14 protein-coding genes and 2 pseudogenes are annotated in these 25,595 nt (G+C 60.5%); 12 read left to right on the top strand and 4 right to left on the bottom strand.

Features of this window, described 5'->3' with window-relative positions; genetic code table 11:
- Positions 1-265: 265 nt before the first annotated feature.
- The 8 genes and pseudogenes from J7E41_RS12670 (at position 266) to J7E41_RS12635 (ending at position 15,447) form a co-directional block, all read left to right on the top strand.
- Positions 266-1,714, top strand: a complete 1,449-nt coding sequence (locus J7E41_RS12670; RefSeq protein ID WP_214993351.1) for a serralysin family metalloprotease — start codon at positions 266-268, stop codon at positions 1,712-1,714.
- Positions 1,715-1,811: 97 nt separating this feature from the next.
- Positions 1,812-2,180, top strand: a complete 369-nt coding sequence (locus J7E41_RS12665; RefSeq protein ID WP_214993350.1) for a protease inhibitor Inh/omp19 family protein — start codon at positions 1,812-1,814, stop codon at positions 2,178-2,180.
- A gap of 203 nt (positions 2,181-2,383) precedes the next feature.
- Positions 2,384-4,138 (top strand): type I secretion system permease/ATPase, encoded by a 1,755-nt coding sequence (locus tag J7E41_RS12660; RefSeq protein ID WP_214993349.1) that lies wholly within the window; start codon positions 2,384-2,386, stop codon positions 4,136-4,138.
- Positions 4,135-5,469 (top strand): HlyD family type I secretion periplasmic adaptor subunit, encoded by a 1,335-nt coding sequence (locus J7E41_RS12655; RefSeq protein ID WP_214993348.1) that lies wholly within the window; start codon positions 4,135-4,137, stop codon positions 5,467-5,469. Before J7E41_RS12660 ends, J7E41_RS12655 begins: the two co-directional genes overlap by 4 nt.
- Positions 5,470-5,471: 2 nt before the next feature.
- Positions 5,472-6,815, top strand: a complete 1,344-nt coding sequence (locus J7E41_RS12650) for a TolC family outer membrane protein (protein ID WP_214993347.1) — start codon at positions 5,472-5,474, stop codon at positions 6,813-6,815.
- A 244-nt stretch (positions 6,816-7,059) separates the two neighbouring features.
- The gene (eprS, locus tag J7E41_RS12645; RefSeq protein WP_214993346.1) at positions 7,060-10,017 is read left to right on the top strand and encodes an autotransporter serine peptidase EprS; all 2,958 of its coding nucleotides are present in this window, start codon (positions 7,060-7,062) and stop codon (positions 10,015-10,017) included.
- Between the two features lie 265 nt (positions 10,018-10,282).
- Positions 10,283-13,318 (top strand): annotated as a pseudogene (locus J7E41_RS12640) (autotransporter outer membrane beta-barrel domain-containing protein).
- Positions 13,319-13,599: 281 nt separating this feature from the next.
- Positions 13,600-15,447: a polyurethane esterase gene (locus J7E41_RS12635; RefSeq protein WP_214993344.1), complete on the top strand. Its 1,848-nt coding sequence runs from the start codon at positions 13,600-13,602 to the stop codon at positions 15,445-15,447.
- A 133-nt stretch (positions 15,448-15,580) separates the two neighbouring features.
- On the opposite strand, the gene J7E41_RS12630 is transcribed toward J7E41_RS12635, so the two are convergent.
- Complete coding sequence (locus J7E41_RS12630) at positions 15,581-15,805, bottom strand: YgdI/YgdR family lipoprotein (RefSeq protein ID WP_214993342.1); 225 nt, start codon at positions 15,803-15,805, stop codon at positions 15,581-15,583.
- A gap of 189 nt (positions 15,806-15,994) precedes the next feature.
- On the opposite strand from J7E41_RS12630, the gene J7E41_RS12625 reads away from it, so the two are divergent.
- Positions 15,995-17,644 (top strand): VRR-NUC domain-containing protein, encoded by a 1,650-nt coding sequence (locus J7E41_RS12625; RefSeq protein WP_214993340.1) that lies wholly within the window; start codon positions 15,995-15,997, stop codon positions 17,642-17,644.
- Complete coding sequence (locus tag J7E41_RS12620) at positions 17,641-19,908, top strand: ATP-dependent DNA helicase (protein WP_214993337.1); 2,268 nt, start codon at positions 17,641-17,643, stop codon at positions 19,906-19,908. Before J7E41_RS12625 ends, J7E41_RS12620 begins: the two co-directional genes overlap by 4 nt.
- Before the next feature lie 118 nt (positions 19,909-20,026).
- Here the strand turns inward: J7E41_RS12620 and J7E41_RS12615 are convergent, their stop codons facing one another.
- On the bottom strand, positions 20,027-21,526 hold the full coding sequence (locus J7E41_RS12615; RefSeq protein WP_214993335.1) for a sensor histidine kinase: 1,500 nt from the start codon (positions 21,524-21,526) through the stop codon (positions 20,027-20,029).
- Entirely contained in the window at positions 21,523-22,233 is a 711-nt protein-coding gene (locus J7E41_RS12610) for a response regulator transcription factor (protein ID WP_214993333.1), read from the bottom strand. Before J7E41_RS12610 ends, J7E41_RS12615 begins: the two co-directional genes overlap by 4 nt.
- Positions 22,234-22,493: 260 nt before the next feature.
- Here J7E41_RS12610 and J7E41_RS12605 point away from each other — a divergent pair, with 260 nt between their 5' ends.
- Both J7E41_RS12605 and msrA read left to right on the top strand, forming a co-directional pair.
- On the top strand, positions 22,494-24,236 hold the full coding sequence (locus tag J7E41_RS12605) for a cytochrome c biogenesis protein DipZ (protein ID WP_214993331.1): 1,743 nt from the start codon (positions 22,494-22,496) through the stop codon (positions 24,234-24,236).
- Between the two features lie 15 nt (positions 24,237-24,251).
- Positions 24,252-24,947 (top strand): peptide-methionine (S)-S-oxide reductase MsrA, encoded by a 696-nt coding sequence (gene msrA / locus J7E41_RS12600; protein ID WP_214993329.1) that lies wholly within the window; start codon positions 24,252-24,254, stop codon positions 24,945-24,947.
- A gap of 18 nt (positions 24,948-24,965) precedes the next feature.
- Here the strand turns inward: msrA and J7E41_RS12595 are convergent.
- Positions 24,966-25,383: pseudogene (locus tag J7E41_RS12595) on the bottom strand (nuclear transport factor 2 family protein).
- Positions 25,384-25,595 lie beyond the last annotated feature (212 nt).

Genomic DNA, 25,595 nt, shown 5'->3' with positions numbered 1-25,595 from the left:
AGTAGTATTTAATATTTAAATACAGGTTTGCACCTGTTTAGCCCAATGGAGGCTCAAGACAAAGGAATATTCAGAGTCATTTGCCAGTGTTTGCGGGAGTTGTTGATCCAGCGCATTTTTGTTGTGAAAAAAGTGCTGGACGACTGATTTCGAATTGTGTCAGTTTTTCTACCGCCTTCATAAGAGGCGAGTGATAGGACGATCTCGCCAGAGATGGTCGCTATCGGACAAAAACTGTTCCACTTGCAAACAAGGAAGTACGTTTATGTCAAAAGTAAAAGACAAAGCTATTGTATCGGCGGCTCAAGCAAGTAGCGCCTATACGCAAATCGATAGCTTTAGCCATCAATACGACCGCGGCGGCAACCTCACGGTCAATGGCAAACCCTCGTTCTCTGTCGACCAGGCAGCCGACCACTTACTACGCGAAAACGCGGCGTACCGGGACGTTGACGGCAACGGCAAGATCGATCTTACCTACACCTTCCTGACCTCGGCTTCCTCGGCGACCATGAACAAACATGGCATCACCGGGTTCAGTCAGTTCAACACCACCCAGAAAGCACAGGCCGCATTGGCCATGCAGTCCTGGGCGGATGTGGCTAATGTCACCTTTACCGAGAAATCCTCGGGCGGCGACTTCCACATGACCTTCGGCAACTACAGCGGGGGCCAGGATGGCGCCGCAGCATTTGCCTACCTGCCGGGTACCAACGAGAAGTACAACGTGACGGGCACGGACGGTACCTCCTGGTACCTGACCAACAACAGCTACACGGCCAACGTCAATCCAGGCTTGAACAACTACGGTCGTCAGACGCTCACCCACGAAATTGGCCATACCCTCGGCCTGTCCCACCCTGGCGACTACAACGCCGGGACTGGCAACCCATCCTACAACGATGCGGACTACGGACAAGACTCACGTGGCTACAGCGTCATGAGTTACTGGAGCGAGAGCAACACCAGCCAGAACTTCACCAAAGGCGGCGTAGAAGCTTACTCGTCGGGTCCGCTGATCGATGACATCGCCGCGATCCAGAAGCTCTATGGTGCCAACTACGCAACCCGTTCAGGTGACACCACCTACGGCTTCAACTCCAATACCGGGCGTGATTTCCTCAGCGCCACCTCGAACGCCGACAAACTGGTGTTCTCGGTATGGGACGGTGGCGGTAACGACACTCTGGACTTCTCCGGCTTCACTCAAAACCAGAAAATCAACCTCAATGAGACCTCGCTCTCTGACGTTGGCGGCCTGGTTGGCAACGTTTCTATTGCCAAGGGTGTGACCGTGGAAAACGCCTTCGGCGGTTCCGGCAACGATCTGCTGATCGGTAACGCTGCGGCCAACACCCTCAAAGGCGGTGCCGGTAACGACATCATCTTCGGTGGTGGCGGTGCGGACAAGCTGTGGGGCGGTACGGGTTCGGACACATTTGTGTTCGGCGCCAGCTCCGATTCCAAGCCAGGTGCGGCGGATCAGATCCTGGACTTCACCTCGGGTTCGGACAAGATTGATCTGACCGGTATCACCCAAGGTTCCGGCCTGAGCTTCGTGAACGCGTTCACAGGTCACGCAGGCGACGCAGTGCTCAGCTATGCCTCAGGTACCAACCTGGGCACGTTGGCAGTGGACTTCTCCGGGCATGGCGTGGCGGATTTCCTCGTCACTACCGTAGGCCAGGCAGCAGTCAGCGACATCGTGGCCTGATTCAGGCGTAAAGGAGAGCGGTGCGCGCGCACCGCTCTCTGCCCTTGCATCCACCCTGCAAACGGGCGAAGGTGCCGGAGCATGAAAGGAAGCGCCCATGAACAGATATCGCACCGCAGCCCGCCGGGTTTTCCTGGGGTTGCTTATGTCGGCAGGAGCCACAGCCATGGCAAGCAGTTTGATTTTACCCAGCCCCGCACAGCTGGCGGGACACTGGGAGTTGCACCAGCAAGACCAGGTTTGTCCGCTGGACCTGATTGAAAACGCCAGCGCCCTGGGCGGTGACGTGGAATGCGCCAGTCGTTGGCTGGGAGAAAACCCCGCAAGTTGGTCGCCTACACCCGACGGAATCTGGCTGATGAATGCCGAAGGTACGGGCATTACTCACTTGAACCGCAATAAAGACGGCGAATACGAAGGACGGACTAAGTCCGGAAGCATAGTTGTACTAAGGCGTGCACCTTAATCGTGCAATTACATGGATTTCACGTTATATCCTTATAACCAATGTCCGTCGTCTCGATGGATTAAAAAGAGTGCGTAGAGCACCCGACTATTGGTTTATCTGTCACTTTTAACGCCCCACAAGGGTTTTGATAATTTGCCCGCCCCTCACCGGGTCGCCCGGCAAACTATTGTGCGCATTTCAGCTCAGGGAAATTAAGCAACATGGCGAAGACCACTCCCGTTGCACCGCTGTTCAAAGCACTCGGCGATTACAAAAGTATCCTGATCAGCATTGGTTGCTTCACCGCATTGATCAACGTGCTGATGCTGGTGCCCTCGATTTACATGTTGCAAGTTTATGACCGCGTCCTTTCTTCCCAGAACGAAACCACCCTGGTCATGCTGACCCTGATGGTGGTGGGCTTCTTCGCGTTTATCGGTGTGCTGGAAGTGATCCGCAGTTTTATCGTGATCCGTATCGGCAGCCAGTTGGAGCGTCGCTTCAACCTGCAGGTGTACAAGGCGGCGTTCGAACGCAACCTGAAGCGGGGCGAGGGGCACGCCGGGCAATCCCTGGGGGATTTGACCCACATTCGCCAATTCATCACCGGGCCCGCGCTGTTCGCCTTCTTTGACGCGCCGTGGTTCCCGATCTACTTGTTTGTGATCTTCCTGTTCAACGTCTGGCTCGGGGTGTTGGCGACTGCGGGCGCGGTGCTGCTGATCGCCCTGGCCTGTCTCAACGAATACCTGACCAAAAAACCGCTGGGTCAAGCCAGCGGCTATTCCCAACAGTCAACGCAACTGGCGACCAGCCATCTGCACAACGCTGAAACCATCCAGGCCATGGGCATGCTCGGTGCGTTGCGCAAACGCTGGTTCCAGGTGCACTCGCGGTTTCTGGGGTTGCAGAACAAGGCCAGCGACACCGGTTCGATCATCAGTTCCCTGAGCAAGTCATTACGGCTGTGCCTGCAATCGCTGGTACTTGGGTTAGGCGCGCTGCTGGTGATCAAGGGCGACATGACCGCCGGGATGATGATCGCCGGTTCTATTCTGATGGGCCGGGTGTTAAGCCCGATCGATCAATTGATTGCCGTGTGGAAGCAATGGAGTTCGGCCAAGTTGGCCTATCAACGCCTGGATAGCCTGCTGCAGGAGTTTCCACCGGAAGGTGAACAGATGGCCTTGCCGGCGCCCAAGGGGCAGGTGAGTTTCGAGCAAGTGACTGCCGGGCCTCCTGGGCGCCGAATGGCGACCTTGCATCAGGTCAGTTTTGGCCTGACGGCGGGGGAAGTGCTGGGCGTACTGGGTGCTTCGGGCTCCGGCAAGTCCACGTTGGCGCGAGTATTGGTGGGTGTCTGGCCAACCTTGGGAGGGACGGTACGCCTGGACGGTGCGGACATCCACCGTTGGGACCGCGACGACCTCGGCCCGCATATTGGCTACTTGCCGCAAGACATCGAACTGTTCAGTGGCAGCATCGCCGATAACATCGCGCGCTTTCGCGAAGCCGATCCGGAGCTTGTGGTACAAGCCGCCCAGCAAGCCGGCGTGCATGAATTGATCCTGCGCCTGCCCCACGGCTACGACACGGTGCTGGGGGATGACGGCAGCGGCCTGTCCGGCGGCCAGAAGCAACGGGTGGCCCTGGCCCGGGCGTTGTACGGCAACCCTCGGTTGATCGTGCTCGATGAGCCCAACTCCAACCTCGACACCGTCGGCGAAGCCGCCTTGGCCAGCGCCATCGTGCAGATGAAGGCCCAGGGCAGCAGCGTGATCCTGGTCACTCACCGTTCCTCGGCCCTGGCCCAGGCCGACAAGTTGCTGGTACTCAACGAAGGGCGCCTGCAAGCGTTCGGTCCAAGCCAGGAGGTGTTGCGCGCATTGTCCGGTCAACCACAAGAAGCGCCGCGTGAAAAGGCCGGGGGCAGCCTCAGCCGTCAGTATCAAGCCGGAAGGAATCCAGGCGCATGAGCATCGACAACAGCATTCAAATCAACCGCGACTATGAGCAGACGCACCCTGAGCGCGACGCGCGGTTCTTTGCCCGCATGGGCTGGATCCTGACGGTGGTCGGCGCCGGTGGTTTCTTTCTCTGGGCCAGCCTGGCGCCGCTGGATCAAGGCATTCCGGTGCAGGGTACGGTGGTGGTTTCCGGAAAGCGCAAAGCTGTGCAAACCCTCAGCCCCGGCGTAGTCAGCCGGATCCTGGTGCGTGAAGGGGAGGTGGTGAAACAGGGCCAGCCGTTGTTTCGTCTCGACCAGACGCAAAGCCAGGCCGATGTGCAATCGCTGCAGGCCCAGTACCGCATGGCCTGGGCCAGCGTCGCCCGTTGGCAGAGTGAACGTGACAACCGCTCCAGCATCACCTTTCCCGCCGAACTGAGCGGCAATCCTGACCCGGCCCTGGCCCTGGTGCTGGAAGGTCAACGCCAACTGTTCAGCAGTCGTCGCGAAGCCTTTGCCCGGGAACAAGCCGGGATCCGCGCCAGCATTGAAGGTGCCACCTCGCAACTGAACGGCATGCGCCGCGCCCGCAGCGACCTTACGGCCCAGGCGCAATCCCTGCGCGATCAACTGAGCAACCTGCAACCCTTGGCCGACAACGGCTATATCCCGCGCAACCGCTTGATGGAGTACCAGCGGCAACTGTCCCAGGTGCAACAGGACCTGGCGCAGAACACCGGGGAAAGCGGGCGAGTGGAGCAGGGTATCCTCGAATCGAAACTCAAGCAGCAACAGCACGTCGAGGAGTATCAAAAGGAGGTGCGCAGCCAACTGGCCGATGCACAACTGCGCAGCCTGACCCTGGAGCAGCAACTGACGTCCGCCGGGTTTGACTTGCAACACAGTGAAATCAACGCCCCGGCTGACGGCATCGCGGTCAACCTTGGGGTGCACACCGAAGGCGCCGTGGTGCGCGCCGGTGAAACCCTGCTGGAGATCGTGCCCCAGGGCACGCGCCTGGAAGTGGAAGGCCATCTGCCGGTGCACCTGGTGGACAAGGTCGGCACTCACTTGCCGGTGGACATCCTGTTCACCGCGTTCAACCAGAGCCGCACGCCACGGGTACCGGGGGAGGTCAGCCTGATTTCCGCCGACCAGATGCTCGACGAGAAGACCGGCGCGCCGTACTACGTGCTGCGCACCACCGTCAGCGACGGTGCCTTGGAAAAACTCCACGGCCTGGTAATCAAGCCAGGGATGCCGGCGGAGATGTTTGTGCGCACCGGTGAGCGCTCGCTGCTCAATTACCTGTTCAAGCCGCTGCTGGATCGCGCCGGCTCCGCGTTGACTGAGGAATGAGCATGAAGTCAGTGTTCATTTCCCTGTTCCTCGTGTGCGGTACTGCCCAGGCGGCCATGGGCCCGTTTGATGTCTATGAGCAGGCCTTGCGCAACGATCCGGTCTTTCTTGGCGCCATCAAGGAGCGCGACGCGGGGTTGGAGAACCGCATCATTGGCCGCGCCGGGCTGTTGCCACGGCTCTCCTACAACTACAACAAGGGGCGCAACGACTCTGAGGCCCACTTGCCGGACTCCCGTACGGGTGGGACGTATCGCGACGATCGCAACTACACAAGCTTCGGCTCCACCTTCAGTCTGCAACAGCCGCTGTTCGACTACGAAGCCTATGCCAACTATCGCAAGGGCGTGGCCCAGGCGCTGTTCGCGGATGAAAGTTTTCGCGACAAGAGCCAGGCGCTGCTGGTGCGGGTACTGAGCTATTACACACAGGCGTTGTTTGCCCAGGACCAGATCGATATTGCGCGGGCCAAGAAGAAGGCCTTCGAGCTGCAGTTCCAACAGAACGAACACCTGTTCAAGCAGGGCGAGGGGACCCGCACCGATATCCTCGAAGCCGAGTCGCGTTATGAGTTGGCCACCGCCGAGGAAATCCAGGCACTGGATGAGCAGGACGCCTCGCTGCGGGAGCTGGGCGCGTTGATTGGCATGCCCAGCGTCAATATCACCGACCTTGCGCCCCTCAACGCAGGTTTCGCCACCTTCACCCTGGCTCCGGCCAACTACGACACCTGGCATGAACTGGCACTCACCAACAACCCGACGCTGGCGTCCCAGCGCCAGTCCCTGGAAGTGGCGCGCTACGAAGTGGAACGCAACCGCGCCGGGCACTTGCCACGGGTGACGGCCTACGCCACCTCCCGGCGGCAGGAGTCGGACACCGGCAACACCTACAACCAGCGCTACAACACCAACACCATCGGCGTGGAAGTCAGTGTGCCGATCTATGCCGGTGGCGGTGTATCGGCCTCGACCCGCCAGGCCAGTCGTGCCATGGAGCAAGCCGAGTACGAGCTGGAAGGCAAGACGCGGGAAACCCTGATCGAACTGCGCCGCCAGTTCAGCGCCTGCCTGTCGGGGGTGAGCAAGCTGCGGGCCTATCAAAAAGCCCTGGTCTCGGCCGAGGCGCTGGTGATCTCGACCAAGCAAAGCATCCTCGGTGGCGAGCGGGTCAACCTCGACGCCCTCAACGCCGAGCAGCAGCTGTACAGCACCCGTCGCGACCTGGCCCAGGCCCGTTACGACTACTTGATGGCCTGGACCAAACTGCATTACTACGCCGGCAACCTGCGCGATACCGACTTGGCCAAGGTGGATGAGGCGTTTGGACCGATGGCAGGCAAGTAACGGAATGCCTATCGTGGAGTTTTTTTGTACTGAATAGGCTTTTGTGGCGAGCGGGCTTGCCCGCGTTGGGGCGCGCAGCGGCCCTGAAACCTGAGACCACGCTTTGTCTGACATATGGAGGCGAGTTTATTGGGGCGGCTGCGCAGCCCAACGCGGGCAAGCCCGCTCGCCACAAACGCCCGCTCGCCACAGAACAAATTCAGCACCACAGCGTGTTTTAACAATAAGAAAACAAGGACTTTTCATGATCATCCAACCACGTCGCTTCAAACCCTTGACCGCCGGCTCCTTGCTGCTGTTGTCCGTTGCGGCTAACGCGCAGTACGCCGAGACCGGTCTGTTGGGCAACCCCACCAGTTGGCGCTCCCCTGAATACCAGAGTGACTGGGGCCTGGACCGCATGAAAGCTAACGAAGCCTACGCTGCCGGCATCACCGGCAGCGGGGTGAAGATCGGCGCCCTGGACTCGGGCTTCGACCCCAACCATCCTGAAGCGTCGAAGGACCGTTATCACGCCGTCACCGCCACGGGCACTTACGTCAATGGCAGTCCGTTCAGCACCACCGGCGCACTCAACCCCAACAACGACTCCCACGGCACCCACGTTACCGGCACCATGGGCGCGGCCCGTGATGGCGTCGGCATGCACGGCGTGGCGTACAACGCACAGATCTACGTCGGTAATACCAACGCCAACGACAGCTTTCTGTTTGGCCCGACCCCGGACCCCAAGTACTTCAAGGCGGTGTACAGCGCCCTGGTGGATTCGGGCGTGCGGGCGATCAACAACAGTTGGGGCAGCCAGCCCAAGGACGTCAGCTACCAGACATTGGGCGACCTGCATGCCGCTTATGCCCAGCACTACAACCAGGGCACTTGGCTGGATTCTGCCGCCGACGTGGCCAAGGCCGGTGTGATCAACGTGTTCAGCGCCGGCAACAGCGGTTATGCCAATGCCAGCGTGCGCTCGGCACTGCCGTATTTCCAGCCGGAGCTGGAAGGTCATTGGCTGGCGGTGTCGGGCCTGGACAAGGCCAATAACCAGAAATACAACCAGTGCGGCATCGCCAAGTATTGGTGCATTTCCACGCCGGGCGCGCTGATCAACAGCACCGTTCCGGATGGCGGTTATGGGGTTAAATCCGGCACCTCAATGTCGGCGCCCCATGCCACTGGCGCCTTGGCGCTGGTGATGGAGCGCTACCCTTACATGAACAACGAGCAGGCGTTGCAGGTGCTGCTGACTACGGCCACACAGCTGGATGGATCAATCACTGATGCGCCGAACACCAAGGTCGGCTGGGGCGTGCCGGACTTGGGCCGGGCGATGCACGGGCCTGGTCAACTGCTGGGGCCAACGGATTACACCCTGGCGGCCGGGCAGGGCGATGTGTGGAGCAACGCAATCTCCGACAAGGCGCTGATTCAGCGTCAAACCGAAGACAGCGCCGAACACACGGCCTGGCAGCAAACCTTGAAAGACAAAGGCTGGGAAAATGGCGTCGGTGCCAACGCCAGTCAGCAGGACAAGACCGATTACGCCGTCGGCAGTGCGCGGGATGCCGCTGCAGCGCAGCGTATTTATCAGGGCAGCCTGATCAAGTCGGGCGCCGGCACGCTGGTGCTGACCGGCGACAACACTTATCGCGGCGCCACCACAGTCAACGGTGGATTGCTGGCGGTAAACGGCTCGCTGACGTCGGCGGTCACCGTCAATGACAGCGGTACTTTGGGTGGCTCCGGCCGTATCGCCTCGCTGACCGCCAACAGCGGCGGCACCGTGGCACCGGGAAACTCGGTGGGCACCTTGCAGGTCGCCGGTGACGTCAATCTCGCGGCGGGATCCACCTATGCGGTGGAACTGACACCAACCAGCAGCGACCGCATTGTTGCCGGTGGCAAGGCCGTACTGGGCGGCGGCACCGTGACCCTGGCATTGGAAAATAGCCCAACCTTGCTCAGCCAGACCGAAGCCCAAAGCCTGATTGGCCGGCAATACAACATCCTCCAGGCCGCAGGTGGGATACAAGGGCAGTTTGGTGCGGTACTGCCCAATTACCTGTTCCTCGGCGGCACCCTCAACTATGCCGCCAGCGCCGTGCAACTGGACATCGGCCGCAACGGCGCCAGTTTCGCCAGCGTGGGCGCGACCCGCAATCAGCGCAACGTGGCTGCTGCTGCCGAACAATTGGGTGCGGGCAACCCGGTGTATGAAAGCGTGCTGCGTTCGGATTCTGTAGCGTCGGCGCAGCAGGGCTTCCAGCAGTTGTCCGGGGAAATCTACCCGGCGATTGGCGCGGTGCTGATCAATGACAGCCGTCACCTGCGGGATGCAGTGGGCGAGCGCCTGCGCCATACGCCGGTAACAGGTGAGAGCAACGTCTGGGTCAAGGCCCTGGGCGCCTGGGGCAAGACCGACAGCCGCAGCGAAACCGCCGGCTACACCAGCTCCATCGGCGGCATGCTGGCGGGTGTCGACGGTGCGCTGGACGAACAGACCCGCATCGGCCTGGTGGCCGGCTATAGCGACAGTTCCCTGAGCATGGGCAGCGGCACGCATTCGTCGGCGTCCATCGACAGCTATCACCTCGGCGCTTATGCCGGGCATGAGTTGGGCAACTGGCGCCTGAGCGTCGGCGGTGCCTACAGCTGGCATCGTGGCGACGTCAAACGGGACTTGCAGTACGGCGAAGTCAGCGGCAAGCAGAAGGCCAAGCTGGATGCCCGTAGCGTCCAACTCTTCACCGAGGCCGCCTACCGCTTGAACCTGCAAGCGCTGGCCCTGGAACCCTTCGCCAACCTGGCGTATGTGCACCTGGACAGCGACAGCTTCCACGAAAAAGGTGATGCCGCCGCCCTTGAGCGCGGCAGCGATCGCCGCGACGCGGTACTGAGCACCCTGGGCCTGCGTGCCCTGAAAACCTTCAACCTCAATGACCATCAACAATTGGACGTATCCGGTTCGTTGGGCTGGCAGCACAGCCTCAGCGCCGTCGAGTCCGAAGAGCACCTGGCGTTTGTTGCCGGTGGTCCGTCGTTCGCGGTTGAAAGTTCGCCGTTGCTGCGCGATGCCGCATTGGTAGGTGTGCAGGCGAGCCTGGCGTTGAGCAAAACCACGCGAGTCAATCTGGATTACAACGGCCAGTTGGGTGGCCGGGAGAAGAACCAGGGCGTGGGTTTGAGCCTGAACTGGCAGTTCTGAACCTGAACCACGGATCAAATGTGGGAGGGCTTGTGTGGGAGCGGGCTTGCTCGCGAAAGCGGTGTAACAGGTAGCACATCTGGTACTGAACCACCTCCTTCGCGAGCAAGCCCGCTCCCACACTCAGCCGCCGGTGTTCGAAAGAGAAGTGATTCACCACAAATGCAATAAAAAACTAAGGAAGGTCACCGTGAACGTAAAAAACCGAGGGTTACACACCGCCCCGTCAACAGGCCCGGGCTACCCGCTCAAGGCCTTGAGCTGCGTGCCATACGGCGCGCTGCTGTGTTGCCTGGCAAGCCTGGGTACCGCCCAGGCCGCACCCTACGTTGAAACCGGCAAACTGGGCGATGCCGCCAGTTGGCGCAGCAATGAATTCAAGGCCGACTGGGGCCTGGGCGCGGTGCATGCGGATACGGCCTATGCCGCCGGCTACACCGGCAAGGGCGTCAAGCTGGGGATCTTCGACCAGCCGGTGTATGCCCCCCATCCGGAGTTCAACAGCCCCAACAAGGTGGTGACGATTGTCACCGAAGGCATCCGCCAATACACCGACCCCTATATCCCGGTGAAAGCCGGCGATGCCTTCCGCTACGACGGCACGCCGTCCCTGGGTTCCAATGGCAAGCTGGGCAACCATGGCACTCACGTCGGCGGTATCGCGGCGGGTAACCGTGACGGTGGCTCGATGCATGGCGTAGCGTTCAACGCGCAGATCATCAGCGCCGAAAACGGTGACCCGGGCCCCGAAGACGGGATCATCCTCGGCAACGACGGTGCGGTATACAAAGCGGGCTGGGACGCACTGGTGGCCAGCGGTGCGCGGATCGTCAACAACAGTTGGGGCATCGGTATCGGTGATCAGTACGCCAAGGGCGGTCGCGATCCGGCCTTCCCAAACTTCACGGTCAATGAAGCCCAGGCGCAGTTCAATAATATCCGGCCGATCCTTGGCACCATTGCCGGCGGGGCCTACCAAGGCGCTATCGACACGGCCCGCAGTGGTGTGCTGACCATCTTCGCCGCCGGCAACGACTACAACCGCAACAACCCGGATGCCATGTCGGGGCTGGGGTATTTTGTGCCCGACATCGCACCCAACTGGCTGTCGGTGGCGGCCTTGCAACAGAACCCCGACACCGCCAGCAGCGACCCCTATGTGATCAGTACCTTTTCCTCGCGTTGCGGTTATGCCGCCAGCTTTTGCGTCTCGGCGCCCGGTACCAAAATCTACAGCTCGGTGTTCAACGGCACGACGCTGGAGAACATGAAGCAGGAGTGGGAAAACAAGAATGGCACCTCCATGGCGGCCCCTCATGTGGCCGGTGCCGCAGCGGTGTTGATGGAGCGGTTCCCGTACATGAGCGGCGACCAGATCTCCACGATCCTGAAAACCACGGCTACTGACCTCGGTGCCCCCGGCATCGACTCGCTGTACGGCTGGGGCATGATCAACCTGGGCAAGGCAGTGAACGGCCCAGGCATGTTTATCACCGCCGAGGATATTCCGGCGGAGTTCCGTATCGACGGCGGCTATGGCAGCGGTCAGTTTGTGGCGGACCTGCCGGGGATTGGCGCCGTGGTGGACGCCGGTAAACCGACCCAGCGAGTGTGCAATGACGTGCATTGCGGACTGGACGTATGGAGCAACAATATCTCCGGTCACGGCGGGCTGACCAAACAAGGGATTGGTGCCCTGGTGCTGACCGGCACCAATACCTAAAGCGGTCCGACCCTAGTCAAGCAAGGCCTGCTGGCGATCAATGGTTCGCTCACCTCTGACGTTACTGTCAGCAACAGCGGTGTCGTCGGCGGCTCCGGACGTATCGGCTCTCTGGCGGCCAAAAGCGGCGGCACCGTGGCACCGGGCAACTCCATCGGCACCTTGAACGTGGCCCGGGATGTGAGCTTCGATGCAGGCTCAACCTATGCCGTGGAGCTGTCACCCACCAGCAGTGATCGCATCGTCGCGGGCGGCAAGGCTACCCTCAACGGCGGCACGGTAACTTTGGCCCTGGAAAACAGTCCGACGCTGCTCAGCCAGACTGAAGCCCAGAGCCTGATCGGTCGCCAGTACAACATTCTCCAGGCCGCTGGCGGCGTTACGGGCAGCTTCGGTTCGGTGTTGCCCAACTACCTGTTTCTGGGTGGCACGCTGAATTACGCCGCCAACGGTGTGCAGTTGGATGTGGGCCGCAATGGCAACAGCTTCGCCAGCGTCGCCGCCACCGATAACCAACGCTCGGTGGCGGCTGCCGTCGAGCAACTGGGTGCCGGGAATGGCGTCTATGAAAGCTTGTTGTTGGCGCCCAACGCCGCGTCGGCCCAAGGAGCCTTCCAGCAGTTGACCGGGGAGATCTACCCAGCCCTGGAGACCGCGCTGATCAATGACAGCCGCTACCTGCGCGAAGCCGTGGGTGAACGCTTGCAGCAAGGCGAAATGGGCACGTCCACCCAAACCATCGATACCCGTGGCAACGTCTGGGTCAAGGCCCTGGGGGCGTGGGGCAAGACCAACAGTGGCAGCGACACGGCGGGCTACACCACGTCCATCGGCGGCATGCTGGCGGGTGTGGACGGCGTGTTGGATGACGACACCCGAATCGGTCTGGTGGGGGGTTACAGCGACACATCGCTGAACATGGGCGACGGCACTCACTCCCGGGCGTCAGTGGACAGCTACCACCTCGGTGCTTATGCCGGGCATGAAATCGGCGCGTTGCGCCTGACCGGTGGTGCGACGTACAGCTGGCACCGCGCCGATGTGAAGCGCGAACTGCAATACGGCGAAGTGTCCGGCAAGCAGAAAGCCAAGGTCGATGCCCACACCACTCAAGTGTTCACCGAAGCGGCCTATCGCCTGAACCTGCAACCGCTGGCCCTGGAACCGTTCGCCAACCTGGCTTACGTGCACCTGGACATGGATGGTTTCACCGAGAAGGGCGATGCAGCCGCGCTCAAGGGGGGCGATGACAGCCGTGACGTGGTGTTGAGCACCCTGGGTCTGCGCGCGTTGAAAACTTTCAACGTGACCGATCACCAGCAACTGGAGGTGTCCGGCACGTTGGGTTGGCAGCACAACCTGAGCAGCACCGACTCCGAGCGGCACCTGGCTTTTGCATCAGACAGTACGGCGTTCTCGGTCGAGAGTTCGTCGATGGTGCGTGATGCGGCATTGGTAGGAGCTCGGGTCAGCCTGGCGCTGACCAAGGATGCACGGGTGAATTTTGATTACAACGGTCTGCTGGCCAGCAGGGAGAAAATCCACGGGGTGGGGTTGAGCCTGGATTGGGCGTTCTGATCCCAGACCTTTGACACAAAGGAGATCCAATGTGGGAGCGGCGGTGCGACGATTCGACTTGCTCGCGAATGCGGCTGTAGCCGCTGCCGAGGTACGAGGCTGCGATGCGTGTCCACAGGACCGCCGCCTTGGGGCCGCTACGCGGCCCATCGCAGCCTCATGCTTCGGCAGCGGCTACAGCCGCATTCGCGAGCAGGGCCGCTCCCACATCAAGTATTTCCAACAGTAGATCTATGCAGTTTTAGCTTTCTCGAAAACTCCAACAAAAGAGAGGCAATACCATGGGTGTCTATGACTACAAAAACCTCGGGACCGAGGACTCCAAAGCACTGTTCGCCGATGCCATGGCGATCACGTTGTATTCCTACCACAACCTGGACAACGGCTTCGCCGTTGGATATCAACACAATGGGCTGGGCCTTGGATTGCCAGCCACCCTGGTACAAGCGTTGCTTGGCAGCACCGATTCCCAGGGCATAATCCCGGGCGTTCCGTGGAACCCCGACTCGGAAAAAGCCGCCCTCGATGCCGTACAAAAGGCCGGTTGGACACCCATCAGCGCCAGTACCCTGGGCTATGACGGCAAGGTCGATGCGCGTGGGACGTTCTTTGGTGAAAAAGCGGGCTACACCACCGCGCAGGCGGAGGTGCTGGGCAAATACGACGATGCCGGAAAGCTGCTGGAAATCGGCATTGCCTTTCGCGGCACGTCGGGGCCACGGGAGACACTGATCACTGACTCCATCGGTGATCTGGTCAACGACCTGCTGTCTGCCTTCGGGCCCAAGGACTATGCGAAAAACTACTCGGGCGAAGCCTTCGGCACCTTGCTCCAGGACGTCGCCGCCTACGCCGGTAGCCAAGGCCTGACAGGCAAGGACGTGCTGGTCAGCGGCCACAGCCTTGGGGGCATTGCGGTCAACAGCATGGCCGACTTGAGCAACGACAAATGGTCGGGGTTCTACAAGGACGCCAACTACCTGGCCTACGCTTCACCGACTCAAAGCGCCAGCGACAAGGTATTGAACATCGGCTATGAACAGGACCCGGTATACCGCGCCCTGGATGGCTCTTCGTTCAACCCGTCGTCCCTCGGGGTGCACGACGCACCTCACGAGTCGACTGCCGATAATATCGTCAGCTTCAACGATTACTACGCCTCGGCGCTGTGGAATGTGCTGCCGTTTTCCATCCTTAACCTTCCGACCTGGGTGACGCATCTGCCGACGGGTTATGGCGACGGCATGACGCGTATCCTGGAGTCCAAGTTCTACGACCTGACCACCCGGGACTCGACGATTATTGTCGCCAACCTGTCGGATCCGGCGAAGGCCAATACCTGGGTGCAGGACCTCAACCGCAATGCCGAAGCCCACACGGGCAGCACCTTTATCATTGGTAGCGACGGCGCCGACCTGATTCAAGGGGGCAGTGGCAATGACTACCTGGAAGGGCGCACCGGCAATGACACCTTCCGTGACAGTGGCGGCTATAACATCATCCTCGGTGGCTCGGGCTACAACACCCTGGACTTGCAACAGTCGCTGAAAAACGTTGATGTCGCCAACGATGGGGCAGGGACCCTGTACGTGCGCGACAGCCATGGCGGCATCAGCATGACCCAGGACATCGGTGCGCTGGTGAGCAAGGAAAGCTATCTGTTTTTCTTCAACAAGGACGTTACCCATAGCGTCACCGACCAAGGCCTGCTGGCAGGCAAGGACCTCAAGGCCTATGCCTCATCGGTCAAGGGCGATGCCGGCGACAATGTGCTCAACGCCCATGCCGGTGGTGACTGGTTGTTTGGCCAGGATGGCAATGATCAACTGATCGGCGGCAAGGGTAACGATGTGTTCGTGGGCGGAGCCGGCAATGACCTGATGGAGGGCGGCGGCGGCAAGAATACCTTCCTGTTCACTGGCCAGTTTGGCCAGGACAAGATCATCGGTTACCAGGCGACGGACAAACTGGTGTTCATGGGGGTGGACGGCGTGGGCGGGCACTATGACGTGCGCGACCATGCCACGGCAGTGGGGGCCGATACGGTGCTCAGCTTTGGTGGAGATTCGGTGACGCTGGTGGGGGTAGGGCTTAACAGCCTGTCGGCGGACGGGATTGCCATTAGCTAATCAGGGGTTGAAACGCGGTCAATGTGGGAGCGGGCTTGCTCGCGAAAGCGGTGTAACAGGCAGCACATCTGATACTGAACCACCGCTTTCGCGAGCAAGCCCGCTCCCACACTTAGCCTGTGTTGTCAGTGGATCACTTTTCCTTGATCACCGTCGCCACATCCGCAGCCTTGACCCGCACACGCTTGCCGGCGATGTCGGTGAACTCGTAGAAACCATCGGTGGTCTTGGCGTTCGGTGTGTCTTTGGTCAGGTACTGGGTACCGTTCTGCAAGGTCACGACAGTCTGCGTCGAGCAACCGGCCAATACCAGGAAAGTGAGCACAACCAGTGGCAGACTCAAGCTCTTTATGTTCATAACCCTTACCTTAAATCTTCAAAAATCCTACGCCAGATGCGGCTTAGGGCTACAAATATTACGCCATCGCCCACCATCTGATCACTTTTATGCAAAAAGTTGCGTGCGCCACTGATCTATTACCGATTGCAACAGCCGACTGGAGGCGGCAATCTGTATGCATAACCAGTATTTACCCAAGTGTCCTTAATGCCCGATCTCCTGGAAAACCCCTTCTACTACCTGCATAACTTCCGGCAAGTGCTCGACTGGCTGGGGCAACGTTATGCCGATTTGCTGGGCCCTGATGAAAAGCATTTCATTCAGCAATTTGACAGGTTGCCGCAAGCCTCTCAGGCACTGCTGGTGCGTATGGTGATGCGCAAGGGGGTACATTTCCGCTTGAGCAAACTCAATTATGACGAGATCGGTCCAACGCAAGACGCGGTCGTGCCGTTGCTGGAACTGGGTTGGGTGGATGAGCACGGTTTGTTGTCGTTTGAAGAGCTGTTCGCGCTGTTGCAGAAGGGCGAAGTCCTGACGGCGTTTAAACCCTGGATCGATCAACCCAAGGGCAAGAAGACCGATTGGTTGCCCGAGTTGACGGCGCAGTTCGCTGAAAGCCGCAGCTTCCAGCAGTGGTGTCCAGAGGTTGAAGACTCGCTCTACAGCCTCGCGGTCATGGACCTGTGCGACCGCCTGCGGCTGATGTTTTTCGGCAATCTGTACCAGGACTGGTCGGAGTTTGTATTGGCCGATCTGGGGATCTACACCTACGAAAAAGTCGAGTTCTGCGCCGAATCCCGTGGGTTGCGTAGTCGTGACGACATTCAAGGGGTCCTGTTCCTGCATCAATGCCAACAGGCCTTTGAGGCAGGGGAGGCGCTGAGCACCGTGCTGGAACAGATCGCGACCCTGGACACCGATAACCCCTGGCTGGAAAAGCGCCGAAGCAAGCTGCTGTTCCAGGCAGGTCAGCATTGCGAGCGCATGGCCGAACTGACCTTGGCCGAAGGGATTTACCGAGGGTGCGACTACCCCGGGGCACGGGCGCGGTTGATTCGGGTGCTGGAGCGTCAGGAAGACTTTCCCCAGGCACTGGCGCTGGCGTGTGCCGCTCAGCAGACACCGGAAAGCGCCGCTGAACAGCAACACCTGTTGCGGGTCTTGCCAAGGCTGCGGCGCAAACTGGGTGAGCCGGCACAGCCCAAACCCAAGGCAAGGGAAATCCAGCGGCTGGACCTTGAACTGCCGTTCCCGGAGCCCCTGATATCGGTGGAATACAGTGTCCAGGCGCACTTGAGTGAACACGACGCGCCGGTGCATTACGTCGAGAACAGCCTGATCAATTCACTGTTTGGTCTGTTGTGCTGGCCGGCGATTTTCGCGCCGTTGCCGGGGTCGTTCTTCCACCCGTTCCAGCGCGGCCCGGTGGATCTGCACAGCGAGGATTTCCATCAGCGGCGCATCGAACTGTTCAGCGCCTGCCTGGGTGAACTGCGGGATGAGCGCTATAAAACCACCATCCGCCAGCGTTATGCCGAGAAATGGGGGATCCAGTCACCGTTTGTGTTCTGGAGCGTGCTGACCGACGAACTCCTCGACCAGGCCCTCGACTGCCTGCCCGCCGAGCATCTGCGTCATTGGTTCGAGCGCCTGCTGCTGGACATTCGCGCCAACCGCGCCGGCATGCCGGACCTGATCCAGTTCTGGCCCGAGCAAAAGACCTACCGCATGATCGAAGTTAAAGGCCCGGGTGATCGCTTGCAGGACAACCAACTGCGCTGGCTGGAATTCTGCGGCGAGCACCAGATGCCGGTGACGGTCTGCTACGTGCGCTGGGCGGAGCAGGGAGCTTGAGCTACACCGTGGCCGTGCGGGCGCTGTGTGAATTCACGGCCAAGGTCGGCGACCTTGACCTGCGTTTTACCCCATCACCCAGCGCCCAGGAAGGTATCGTCGGCCACCGCACCGTGGCCTCGCGCCGCAACGCGCATTACCAGAACGAAGTAGCACTGGAAGGTGAATATCAGCAGCTGAAAGTCAGGGGCAGGGCAGACGGCTATGACCCGGACCGTAACCAACTTGAAGAGGTGAAGACCTACCGTGGCGACCTCGACGCCCAGCCGGACAATCACCGGCAATTGCATTGGGCCCAGGTCAAGGTCTATGGCTGGTTGATGTGCCAGAAGCTGGGCCTTGGCGAGATTGTCCTGGCGTTGGTGTATTTCGATATCGTCGGCGAACAGGAAACCTTGTTGGCTCACAGCTTTCAGGCCGGCGAACTGGAGCAGTTCTTCAACCAACAGTGTGCGCTGTTTCTTGGCTGGGCCGAACAGGAGATGCGTCAACGAGCAGCGCGCAATGCCGCGGCTCAAGCCCTGGCTTTCCCCCACGCCGAATTTCGCTGCGGCCAACGTTCCCTTGCCGAATCGGTATACAAGGCGGTCAGTACCGGGCGTTGCCTGATGGCCCAGGCGCCCACCGGCATCGGCAAGACCGTCGGCACGCTCTTCCCGATGCTCAAGGCCCTGGCGCCCCAGCAACTGGACAAGGTGTTTTTCCTCACCGCCAAAACCCCGGGGCGCAAGCTGGCGCTGGATGCATCGAAGGTCTTGTATGACAGTTGCCCGGATCTTCCCCTGCGGGTCCTTGAACTGGTGGCCAGGGACAAGGCTTGCGAACACCTGGACAAGGCCTGCCACGGCGATTCCTGCCCGCTGGCCAAGGGCTTTTATGATCGCCTTCCCGCCGCCCGTGAAGCCGCCGCCAACGTGCGCTTGCTCGACCAACGCAACCTGCGGGAAGTGGCCCTGGCGCATCAGGTATGTCCTTATTACCTGAGCCAGGAAATGGCGCGCTGGGCCGACATGGTGGTCGCCGACTACAACTACTACTTCGATTTTGGCGCCATGCTGTTCGGTTTGGCGCAGCTAAACCAATGGCGAGTCGCGGTGTTGGTGGACGAAGCCCATAACCTGGTGGAACGTGGCCGCTCGATGTACAGCGCCGGTCTCGACCAGTACGCACTCAAGACCGTGCGCGATATTGCCCCCGAGGCGTTGAAGAAACCCTTGCAACGTTTGAACCGCGAATGGAACGCCGTGCACAAGGAGCAGATTGCGCCTTACCAGGCCTACCCTGACAAACCGGACAAGTTATTGCAGGCCCTGGCCTTGTGTACCAGCGCCATGGGCGACTATTTCAACGAGCATCCCGAAAGCCTCGGTGGTGAATTGCAAACCTTCTACTTCGAAGCTTTGCAATTCTCCAAAGTAGCGGAGCTGTTCAACGAACACTTCATCTTCGATATCAGCAAACGCGAGTTCAGCGGCAAGCGCAGTTCATCGCAGTTGTGTTTGCGGAACGTGGTACCCGCCGAATTCATCCGCCCTCGACTGACTGCCGCCCGCAGCAGCGTGCTGTTTTCCGCGACCTTGAGCCCGCGGCACTACTACGCCGACCTGCTTGGATTACCACCAGATACCGCCTGGATCGACGTTGAGTCGCCGTTCAAGGCTGAACAATTGCAGGTGCGCGTCATCCACCAGGTCTCCACCCGGTTTGTGCATCGCCAGGCATCCCTGGCCCCGATCGTCGAGCTGATCGCCGAACAGTTTGCGCGCCAGCCCGGCAATTACCTGGCGTTCTTCAGTAGCTTCGATTACCTGCAACAGGTGGCTCAATTACTGGCCGAGCGGTATCCGCAGATACCGCTGTGGCAACAGTCCCGTGGTATGAGTGAATCCGAGCGCCAGGGCTTTCTCGATCAGTTCACCCAGTACAGCCAAGGCGTCGGTTTTGCCGTGTTGGGCGGGGCGTTTGGCGAAGGTATCGACTTGCCAGGCACGCGCTTGATCGGGGCCTTTATTGCCACCTTGGGCTTGCCACAACTGAACCCGGTCAACGAGCAGATGAAGCTGCGCATGGGTGCCATTTTTGGTGCCGGTTATGACTACACCTATCTCTACCCCGGCATTCAGAAAGTCGTGCAAGCGGCGGGCAGGGTGATCCGCAGCCAACAGGACCGAGGGGTGGTAATGTTGATCGATGATCGCTTCGACGAGTCACGGGTCAAACAACTGTTGCCACGTTGGTGGGCGATTGGCACGCCATCAATGTAGGAGTTGTCGAGCTTTAGCGAGGCTGCGATGACGTCCGCACAGCCAGCATTGAGGGTGCCTGACCCACCGCTATCGCAGCCTCGCTAAAGCTCGATAGCTCCCACAGCCCGTTAGATCTTCATTCCTGGCCTGATGCGATTGATTTTTCAACGGCCTTGAAAGGGTTGGTTCTCAGGCCAAAAGTAAACGTTGCACCGCGCCCTGGCACGTCGACCAGGCTGATAGCCTGCCCGTGCAATTGCAGAATGCGATGCACAATGCGCAATCCCAGCCCACCATCGCGCCGGGCGCCACCAATGGTGAACGCCCGCAGGAACAAACCTTCACGCAACTCGGCCGCAATCCCCGGCCCGCTGTCGCTGACGGTCACTTCAACCCGCTCCCCCTTGGGCGCCAGGATAACCTCGATATCGCCATTGGCCGGCGTATGCCGCAATGCGTTATCCAGCAAATTGGTCAGTACTCGCTCAATCAGTCCCAAGTCCGCAAACACGGTAGGCACCACCGGAGGCAGGCTGGCGACAAGGGAAATGCCGCGTGCCTGGGCAGTCAATTCGAACTTCTGGAAAATGTCCTGCACCAGATCAGGCAGCGAAAACCCCTCAATCACCGGCTGCACAAAACCATGTTCCAGCCGCACCAGTTCCAGCAGTGACTGGGCCAAGCCACCGACCTTGCGGCTCTGGTCCAGCGCAATGCCCAAATAGCGTCGACGCTCCTCAGGACTCAGGCTGGCATCCTTGAGGGATAGGGTTTCCAGGTAGCCATGCAACGACGCTAACGGCGTGCGCAGGTCGTGGGAGATATTGGCGACCATTTCCCGGCGTTCCTGGTCCTGGTGGGTGAGGGCGCGCCATTGTTCCCCCAGGCGGTTTTCCATCTGGATGAAGGCCTGGTCCAGCACGGCGATTTCGTCCTGGCTGGACACGGCGGGCATCACGGCGGTTGCGGTTTTCGGTACGCCGTTGATATCGAATTCACCGACTTTTTCGGTCAACTGGCGCAACGGCCGGGTGATCCAGGCAAAGGCGGTCAACCCGGCGAGCAAACACAACAACGCCACCAGGGTGATGGACCACAAGGCAATGTTCAGCGCCAGGCTTGTGGCGTCTCGGGCATCGAACAGGTCGTGGGCCTCGCCCAGCAGTACCACATACAGGAAACCGGTCTGCTGACCGTTGGCGGCGCGCAACGGTGCGGCGCTGAAGACCTTGAGGCCATCGGCGCTACGCGGATCATCGCCCTGGATCGGCAGCATGGCACCGCTCAAGAAACGCCGAATAGGTTCCAGGTTGACCTGTTGTCGACGCAGATGGCCGTTGGGGGCGGCGTTGCCGACGATGCCTCCGTCGATGTCCAGCAGGTACACCTCGACACTGGGATTGACCAGCATCAGTTGGCTGAACAGGTTGCGTACCGCGTCCGGTTTCAGGCCGTCGGCGTCCATCAGTTGAGTGTCGCGGGCAATGTGCGCGGCCAGGTCGCGGGACAGGCCTTGCACCACTTCAAGCTCATGCATGCGGTTGGAGCGCACTTGCAGCCAGGCCGAGGTGCCGCTGCAGATCAGCAGCAACAGGGCAAACACCAGGGATAGCCGTTGGGTGAGGGTCAATCTCATGGCGGCTGCTCGGCAAATTTGTAGCCGCGTCCCCACACCGTGAGAATTCGCGCCGGGTTGGCCGGGTCGGTCTCGACCTTGGCCCGCAGCCGGTTGATGTGGGTATTGACCGTGTGTTCATAGCCCTCGTGACTGTAGCCCCACACCGCATTGAGCAGGTCCATGCGTGAGAACACCTTGCCGGGTTGGCGGGCGAAGAAATACAGCAGGTCAAACTCCCGAGGCGTGAGGTCCAGGTGCTGGCCGTCAAGACTGGCATCGCGGGTCAGCGGGTTGATAAACAACGGGCCGAGGTCAAGGCTGCCGGCATCCATTTTCAGGTTACGGGCCATGGCTTCGACACGGCGCAGCAGGGCCTTGACCCGCGCTACCAGCTCGGGAAAGGAAAACGGTTTGGCCAGGTAGTCATCGGCTCCCAGTTCCAGGCCGAGGATGCGATGCAGTTCGCTGGAGCGGGCGCTGGTGATGATGATCGGTGTGTAGCGGGTCATGGCCCGGGCGCGGCGGCAAATCTCCAGGCCGTCAACGCCGGGCAACATCAGGTCAAGGATCAGGGCGTCCCAGCCGCCTTGTTCCAGCAGGCGCAGGCCTTCGTTGCCGTCGGCGCTGTGGACGACCTCGAACTGTTCGTCCCGTAGGTGCAGGCAGATCAAGTCGGCGATGTGAGCGTCGTCCTCGACCACGAGAACGCGTTTGGGCTGGTCCATTGAAGAAGCCTTTCAGTTGGCAGTCGGCGCATTGTGCGGGTTTTGCAACCGTGTAGTTATCACGAATTGTTTAACTCTGCGTGAGGATTCCGCGACCCGCCAGCGCCTAGGATTAGCCATCACTGATGGTGTGGCGAGCGGGCTTGCCCGCTCGCCACAGGTTATCCATCGACCAAGAAGTAGGAGAAGCTCATGTATTCACCTCAACAGTTACTGCCGGTCGCAGCCTGCCTCCATGTTTTCCTATAAGGGTCCATTCCATGTGGCTTCTGGTTCTCGCTTACCTGGGCGGCGTGCTGACGATTGTCAGCCCGTGCATCCTGCCTGTTCTGCCTTTTGTCTTCGCTCGCACCGGGCAGCCGTTTTTGCGCAGTGGCTTGCCGCTGTTGGCGGGAATGGCCCTGACCTTCGCCGTGGTCGCCTCGCTGGCGGCGGTGGGCGGCGGTTGGGTGGTGCAAGTCAATCAGTACGGGCGTTGGCTCGCGTTGCTGTTCGTTGCACTGTTCGGGCTGACGCTGCTGCTGCCAAGGCTTGCCGAACGCCTGACACGGCCGCTGGTGGCCGCCGGCAGTCGTCTGTCGGAAGCCGCCGGGGCCGACGCCAAGCCGCGTCCCGGCGCTTCGTTTCTGATCGGCGTGGCCACCGGGCTGCTGTGGGCACCGTGCGCCGGGCCCATTCTGGGTCTGGTATTGACGGGCGCCGCGCTGCAAGGCGCGAATATCGGCACTACCTTGCTCTTGCTGGCCTACGCCGCCGGGGCCGCGACCTCCCTGGCCCTGGCGCTGCTGGTCGGCGGTAAAGTCTTCGGGTTGATGAAGCGCTCGCTGGGCGCTGGGGAATGGCTACGCCGTGGCTTGGGTGCGCTGATGCTGGCCGGTGTAGCGGCGATTGCCCTGGGCCTGGACACCGGGATCCTGGCGCGGTTATCGACCGCCTCCACCGGTGGCCTGGAGCAAAGCCTGGTTAATCAACTGAGCGCGCCGCCTGCGCAGAAGAGCGGGGCGATGATGATGGCCGCCCACCACAACGACACCTTGCCGGTGGAGGGCCCGCTGCCGCCTCTGGACGGTGCCGTGCAGTGGCTCAACTCGCCACCCCTGACCGCTGAGGCGTTGAAAGGCAAAGTGGTGCTGGTGGATTTCTGGACTTACTCCTGCATCAACTGCCTGCGCACCTTGCCTTACGTGAAGGCCTGGGCCGAGAAGTACCATGATCAAGGGTTGGTGGTGATTGGCGTGCACGCGCCGGAATTCGCCTTTGAGCGGGATGTGAACAACGTCACCAAGGCCATGAAGGACCTGGGCATCACCTACCCGGTGGCGATCGATAACAACTACAAGATCTGGCGCGCGTTCAACAACCAGTACTGGCCGGCGCACTACTTTGCCGATGCTAAGGGCCAGATTCGCTATCACCATTTTGGCGAGGGTGATTACGCCGAGTCCGAGCGGGTGATTCAGCAATTGCTGCGTGAAGCCGGTGCGACCCAGGTGGCCGGCGGTTTGATCGAGGCCGATGCCAAGGGTGTCGAGCAGGCAGCGGAGATGAACGAGGTGCAGTCGCCGGAAACCTACCTGGGCTTTCAGCGGGCCGAGCATTTTGTTTCCACCGGCACGTTGGCCACTGACAAGGTGGTGAATTACCCGTTGGCCGGCCACCTGGCACTCAATGACTGGACCCTGGAAGGCCAGTGGAACGTCGGTGGCCAGCAAGCCACGTTGGCCGCCGACCAGGGACGGATTGTGTATCGCTTTCATGCCCGTGACCTGCACCTGGTACTGGGGCCGGGCGCGGATGGTAAGCCCGTACGGTTCAAGGTCACGGTTGACGGCCAAGCGCCGCGGGATGCTCACGGTACGGATGTGGCACCCGATGGCAGCGGCACGGTGACGGATCAGCGCCTGTACCAGTTGGTACGCCAAACGGGGGCGATCAAGGACCGGACGTTCACCATCGAATTTCTTGACCCGCAGGTGTCGGCGTATGCCTTCACCTTCGGCTGATTGGGAGGACATATCATGAAAATTTTCAACTACTTGCCGGTGCTCGCCATCGCCGCCTTTGTTGGCCAATGTGCAGCTTTCTCCTTCGGCCCGGCCGACGATGCGGTCGTCATCGCACCACCCGCCCTGGATAGCCCGGCAACGTTGAGCGGTCTGCAAACTGCTGTGTTCGCCGGCGGCTGTTTCTGGGGCGTACAAGGGGTGTTTCAACATGTCCAAGGGGTGAAAAACGCCGTCTCCGGCTACGACGGCGGCGCAGCCACCACCGCTCAATACGACACCGTCAGCGAGGGCAACACCGGGCACGCAGAATCAGTCTCAGTGACCTACGACCCGGCCACCGTCAGCTACGGCAAGTTGTTGCAGATTTTCTTCTCGGTGGCCCATAACCCCACTGAACTCAATCGCCAGGGCCCGGACAGCGGCACCCAGTATCGCTCTGCGATCTTTGCCCAGAATGCCGAACAACAGAAAGTCGCCCAGGCTTACATTGCCCAACTGGACGATACCAAGGCGTTTGGCAAACCGATCGTGACCCGAATCGAGATGGACAAACCGTTCTATCCGGCGGAGTCCTACCATCAGGACTTCCTCACGGAAAACCCTTCCTACCCGTACATCGTAATCAACGACTTACCCAAGGTGGCTCAGTTGAAAAAACTGTTCCCCGAACACTATCGAGCCGAGCCGGTACTGGTAAAAAACCAGTAGTAGGAGCGCCCGCAAGGTTCATCCCCTGGCGTTAGCCAGATAGGGCGCCAGGCGCCGTCCCATTTCTTCGCCCAACGCCTGCAAGCCGCTCAGGGGGCGGATCATCACCTCAAACTCGATGATCTGCCCTTGTTCGTTGAAGCGGATCAGGTCAATGCCCTTGAGCTGTTTGTCGCCGACCCGCGCGCTGAACTCCAGCACCACGCTCAGGCCATCGCCGGTGGCCAGTTCGCGGTGGTATTTGAAGTCTTCGAAGACCTTGAACACGGTGTTGAGAATCATCGCCACCACCGGCGCGCCGGGGTAGGGGGTGTGAGCGGAACACGGCGTCGGGGGCCAGCAGTTCGGGCAGGGCACCGAGGTCGGCGGCGGCCAGCATGGCATGCCAGCGTTGCAGCGTATGGGCGGCGCGGGGGTTCAAGCTGAGGTCGGACATGGTCTGTTCCTGTTCTTATTAATGACCGGACCAAGATAAGAGCACCACTCAAGCCGGATCAATGATCCGAATTGACAGTTATATGCCTTGAATAGACAGTCCAGGCTGTAGCCGCTGACGAGGTACGAGGCTGCGATGCGTGTCCGCAGGACCGCCCTCGGGGTCGTTACGTCGGAATGCCGCACCAAACCCATCGCAGCCTCGTGCCTCGG

The organism is Pseudomonas fluorescens, assembly GCF_018614655.1.
In the GTDB taxonomy this organism is placed as follows: Bacteria; Pseudomonadota; Gammaproteobacteria; order Pseudomonadales; family Pseudomonadaceae; genus Aquipseudomonas; species Aquipseudomonas fluorescens_BX.
The sequence above is the reverse complement of the archived record's forward strand: the minus strand, read 5'-3'. Positions and strand labels throughout refer to the sequence as shown.

Excerpts from the sequence above, each read along its gene's own strand:
- J7E41_RS12660 (WP_214993349.1), top strand. The coding sequence starts at position 2,384 with ATGGCGAAGACCACTCCCGTTGCACCGCTGTTCAAAGCACTCGGCGAT.
- J7E41_RS12605 (WP_214993331.1), top strand. The coding sequence starts at position 22,494 with ATGTGGCTTCTGGTTCTCGCTTACCTGGGCGGCGTGCTGACGATTGTC.
- J7E41_RS12665 (WP_214993350.1), top strand. The coding sequence starts at position 1,812 with ATGAACAGATATCGCACCGCAGCCCGCCGGGTTTTCCTGGGGTTGCTT.
- J7E41_RS12670 (WP_214993351.1), top strand. The coding sequence starts at position 266 with ATGTCAAAAGTAAAAGACAAAGCTATTGTATCGGCGGCTCAAGCAAGT.
- J7E41_RS12610 (WP_214993333.1), bottom strand. The coding sequence starts at position 22,233 with ATGGACCAGCCCAAACGCGTTCTCGTGGTCGAGGACGACGCTCACATC.
- msrA (WP_214993329.1), top strand. The coding sequence starts at position 24,252 with ATGAAAATTTTCAACTACTTGCCGGTGCTCGCCATCGCCGCCTTTGTT.
- eprS (WP_214993346.1), top strand. The coding sequence starts at position 7,060 with ATGATCATCCAACCACGTCGCTTCAAACCCTTGACCGCCGGCTCCTTG.
- J7E41_RS12625 (WP_214993340.1), top strand. The coding sequence starts at position 15,995 with ATGCCCGATCTCCTGGAAAACCCCTTCTACTACCTGCATAACTTCCGG.
- J7E41_RS12630 (WP_214993342.1), bottom strand. The coding sequence starts at position 15,805 with ATGAACATAAAGAGCTTGAGTCTGCCACTGGTTGTGCTCACTTTCCTG.
- J7E41_RS12650 (WP_214993347.1), top strand. The coding sequence starts at position 5,472 with ATGAAGTCAGTGTTCATTTCCCTGTTCCTCGTGTGCGGTACTGCCCAG.
- J7E41_RS12635 (WP_214993344.1), top strand. The coding sequence starts at position 13,600 with ATGGGTGTCTATGACTACAAAAACCTCGGGACCGAGGACTCCAAAGCA.
- J7E41_RS12655 (WP_214993348.1), top strand. The coding sequence starts at position 4,135 with ATGAGCATCGACAACAGCATTCAAATCAACCGCGACTATGAGCAGACG.
- J7E41_RS12615 (WP_214993335.1), bottom strand. The coding sequence starts at position 21,526 with ATGAGATTGACCCTCACCCAACGGCTATCCCTGGTGTTTGCCCTGTTG.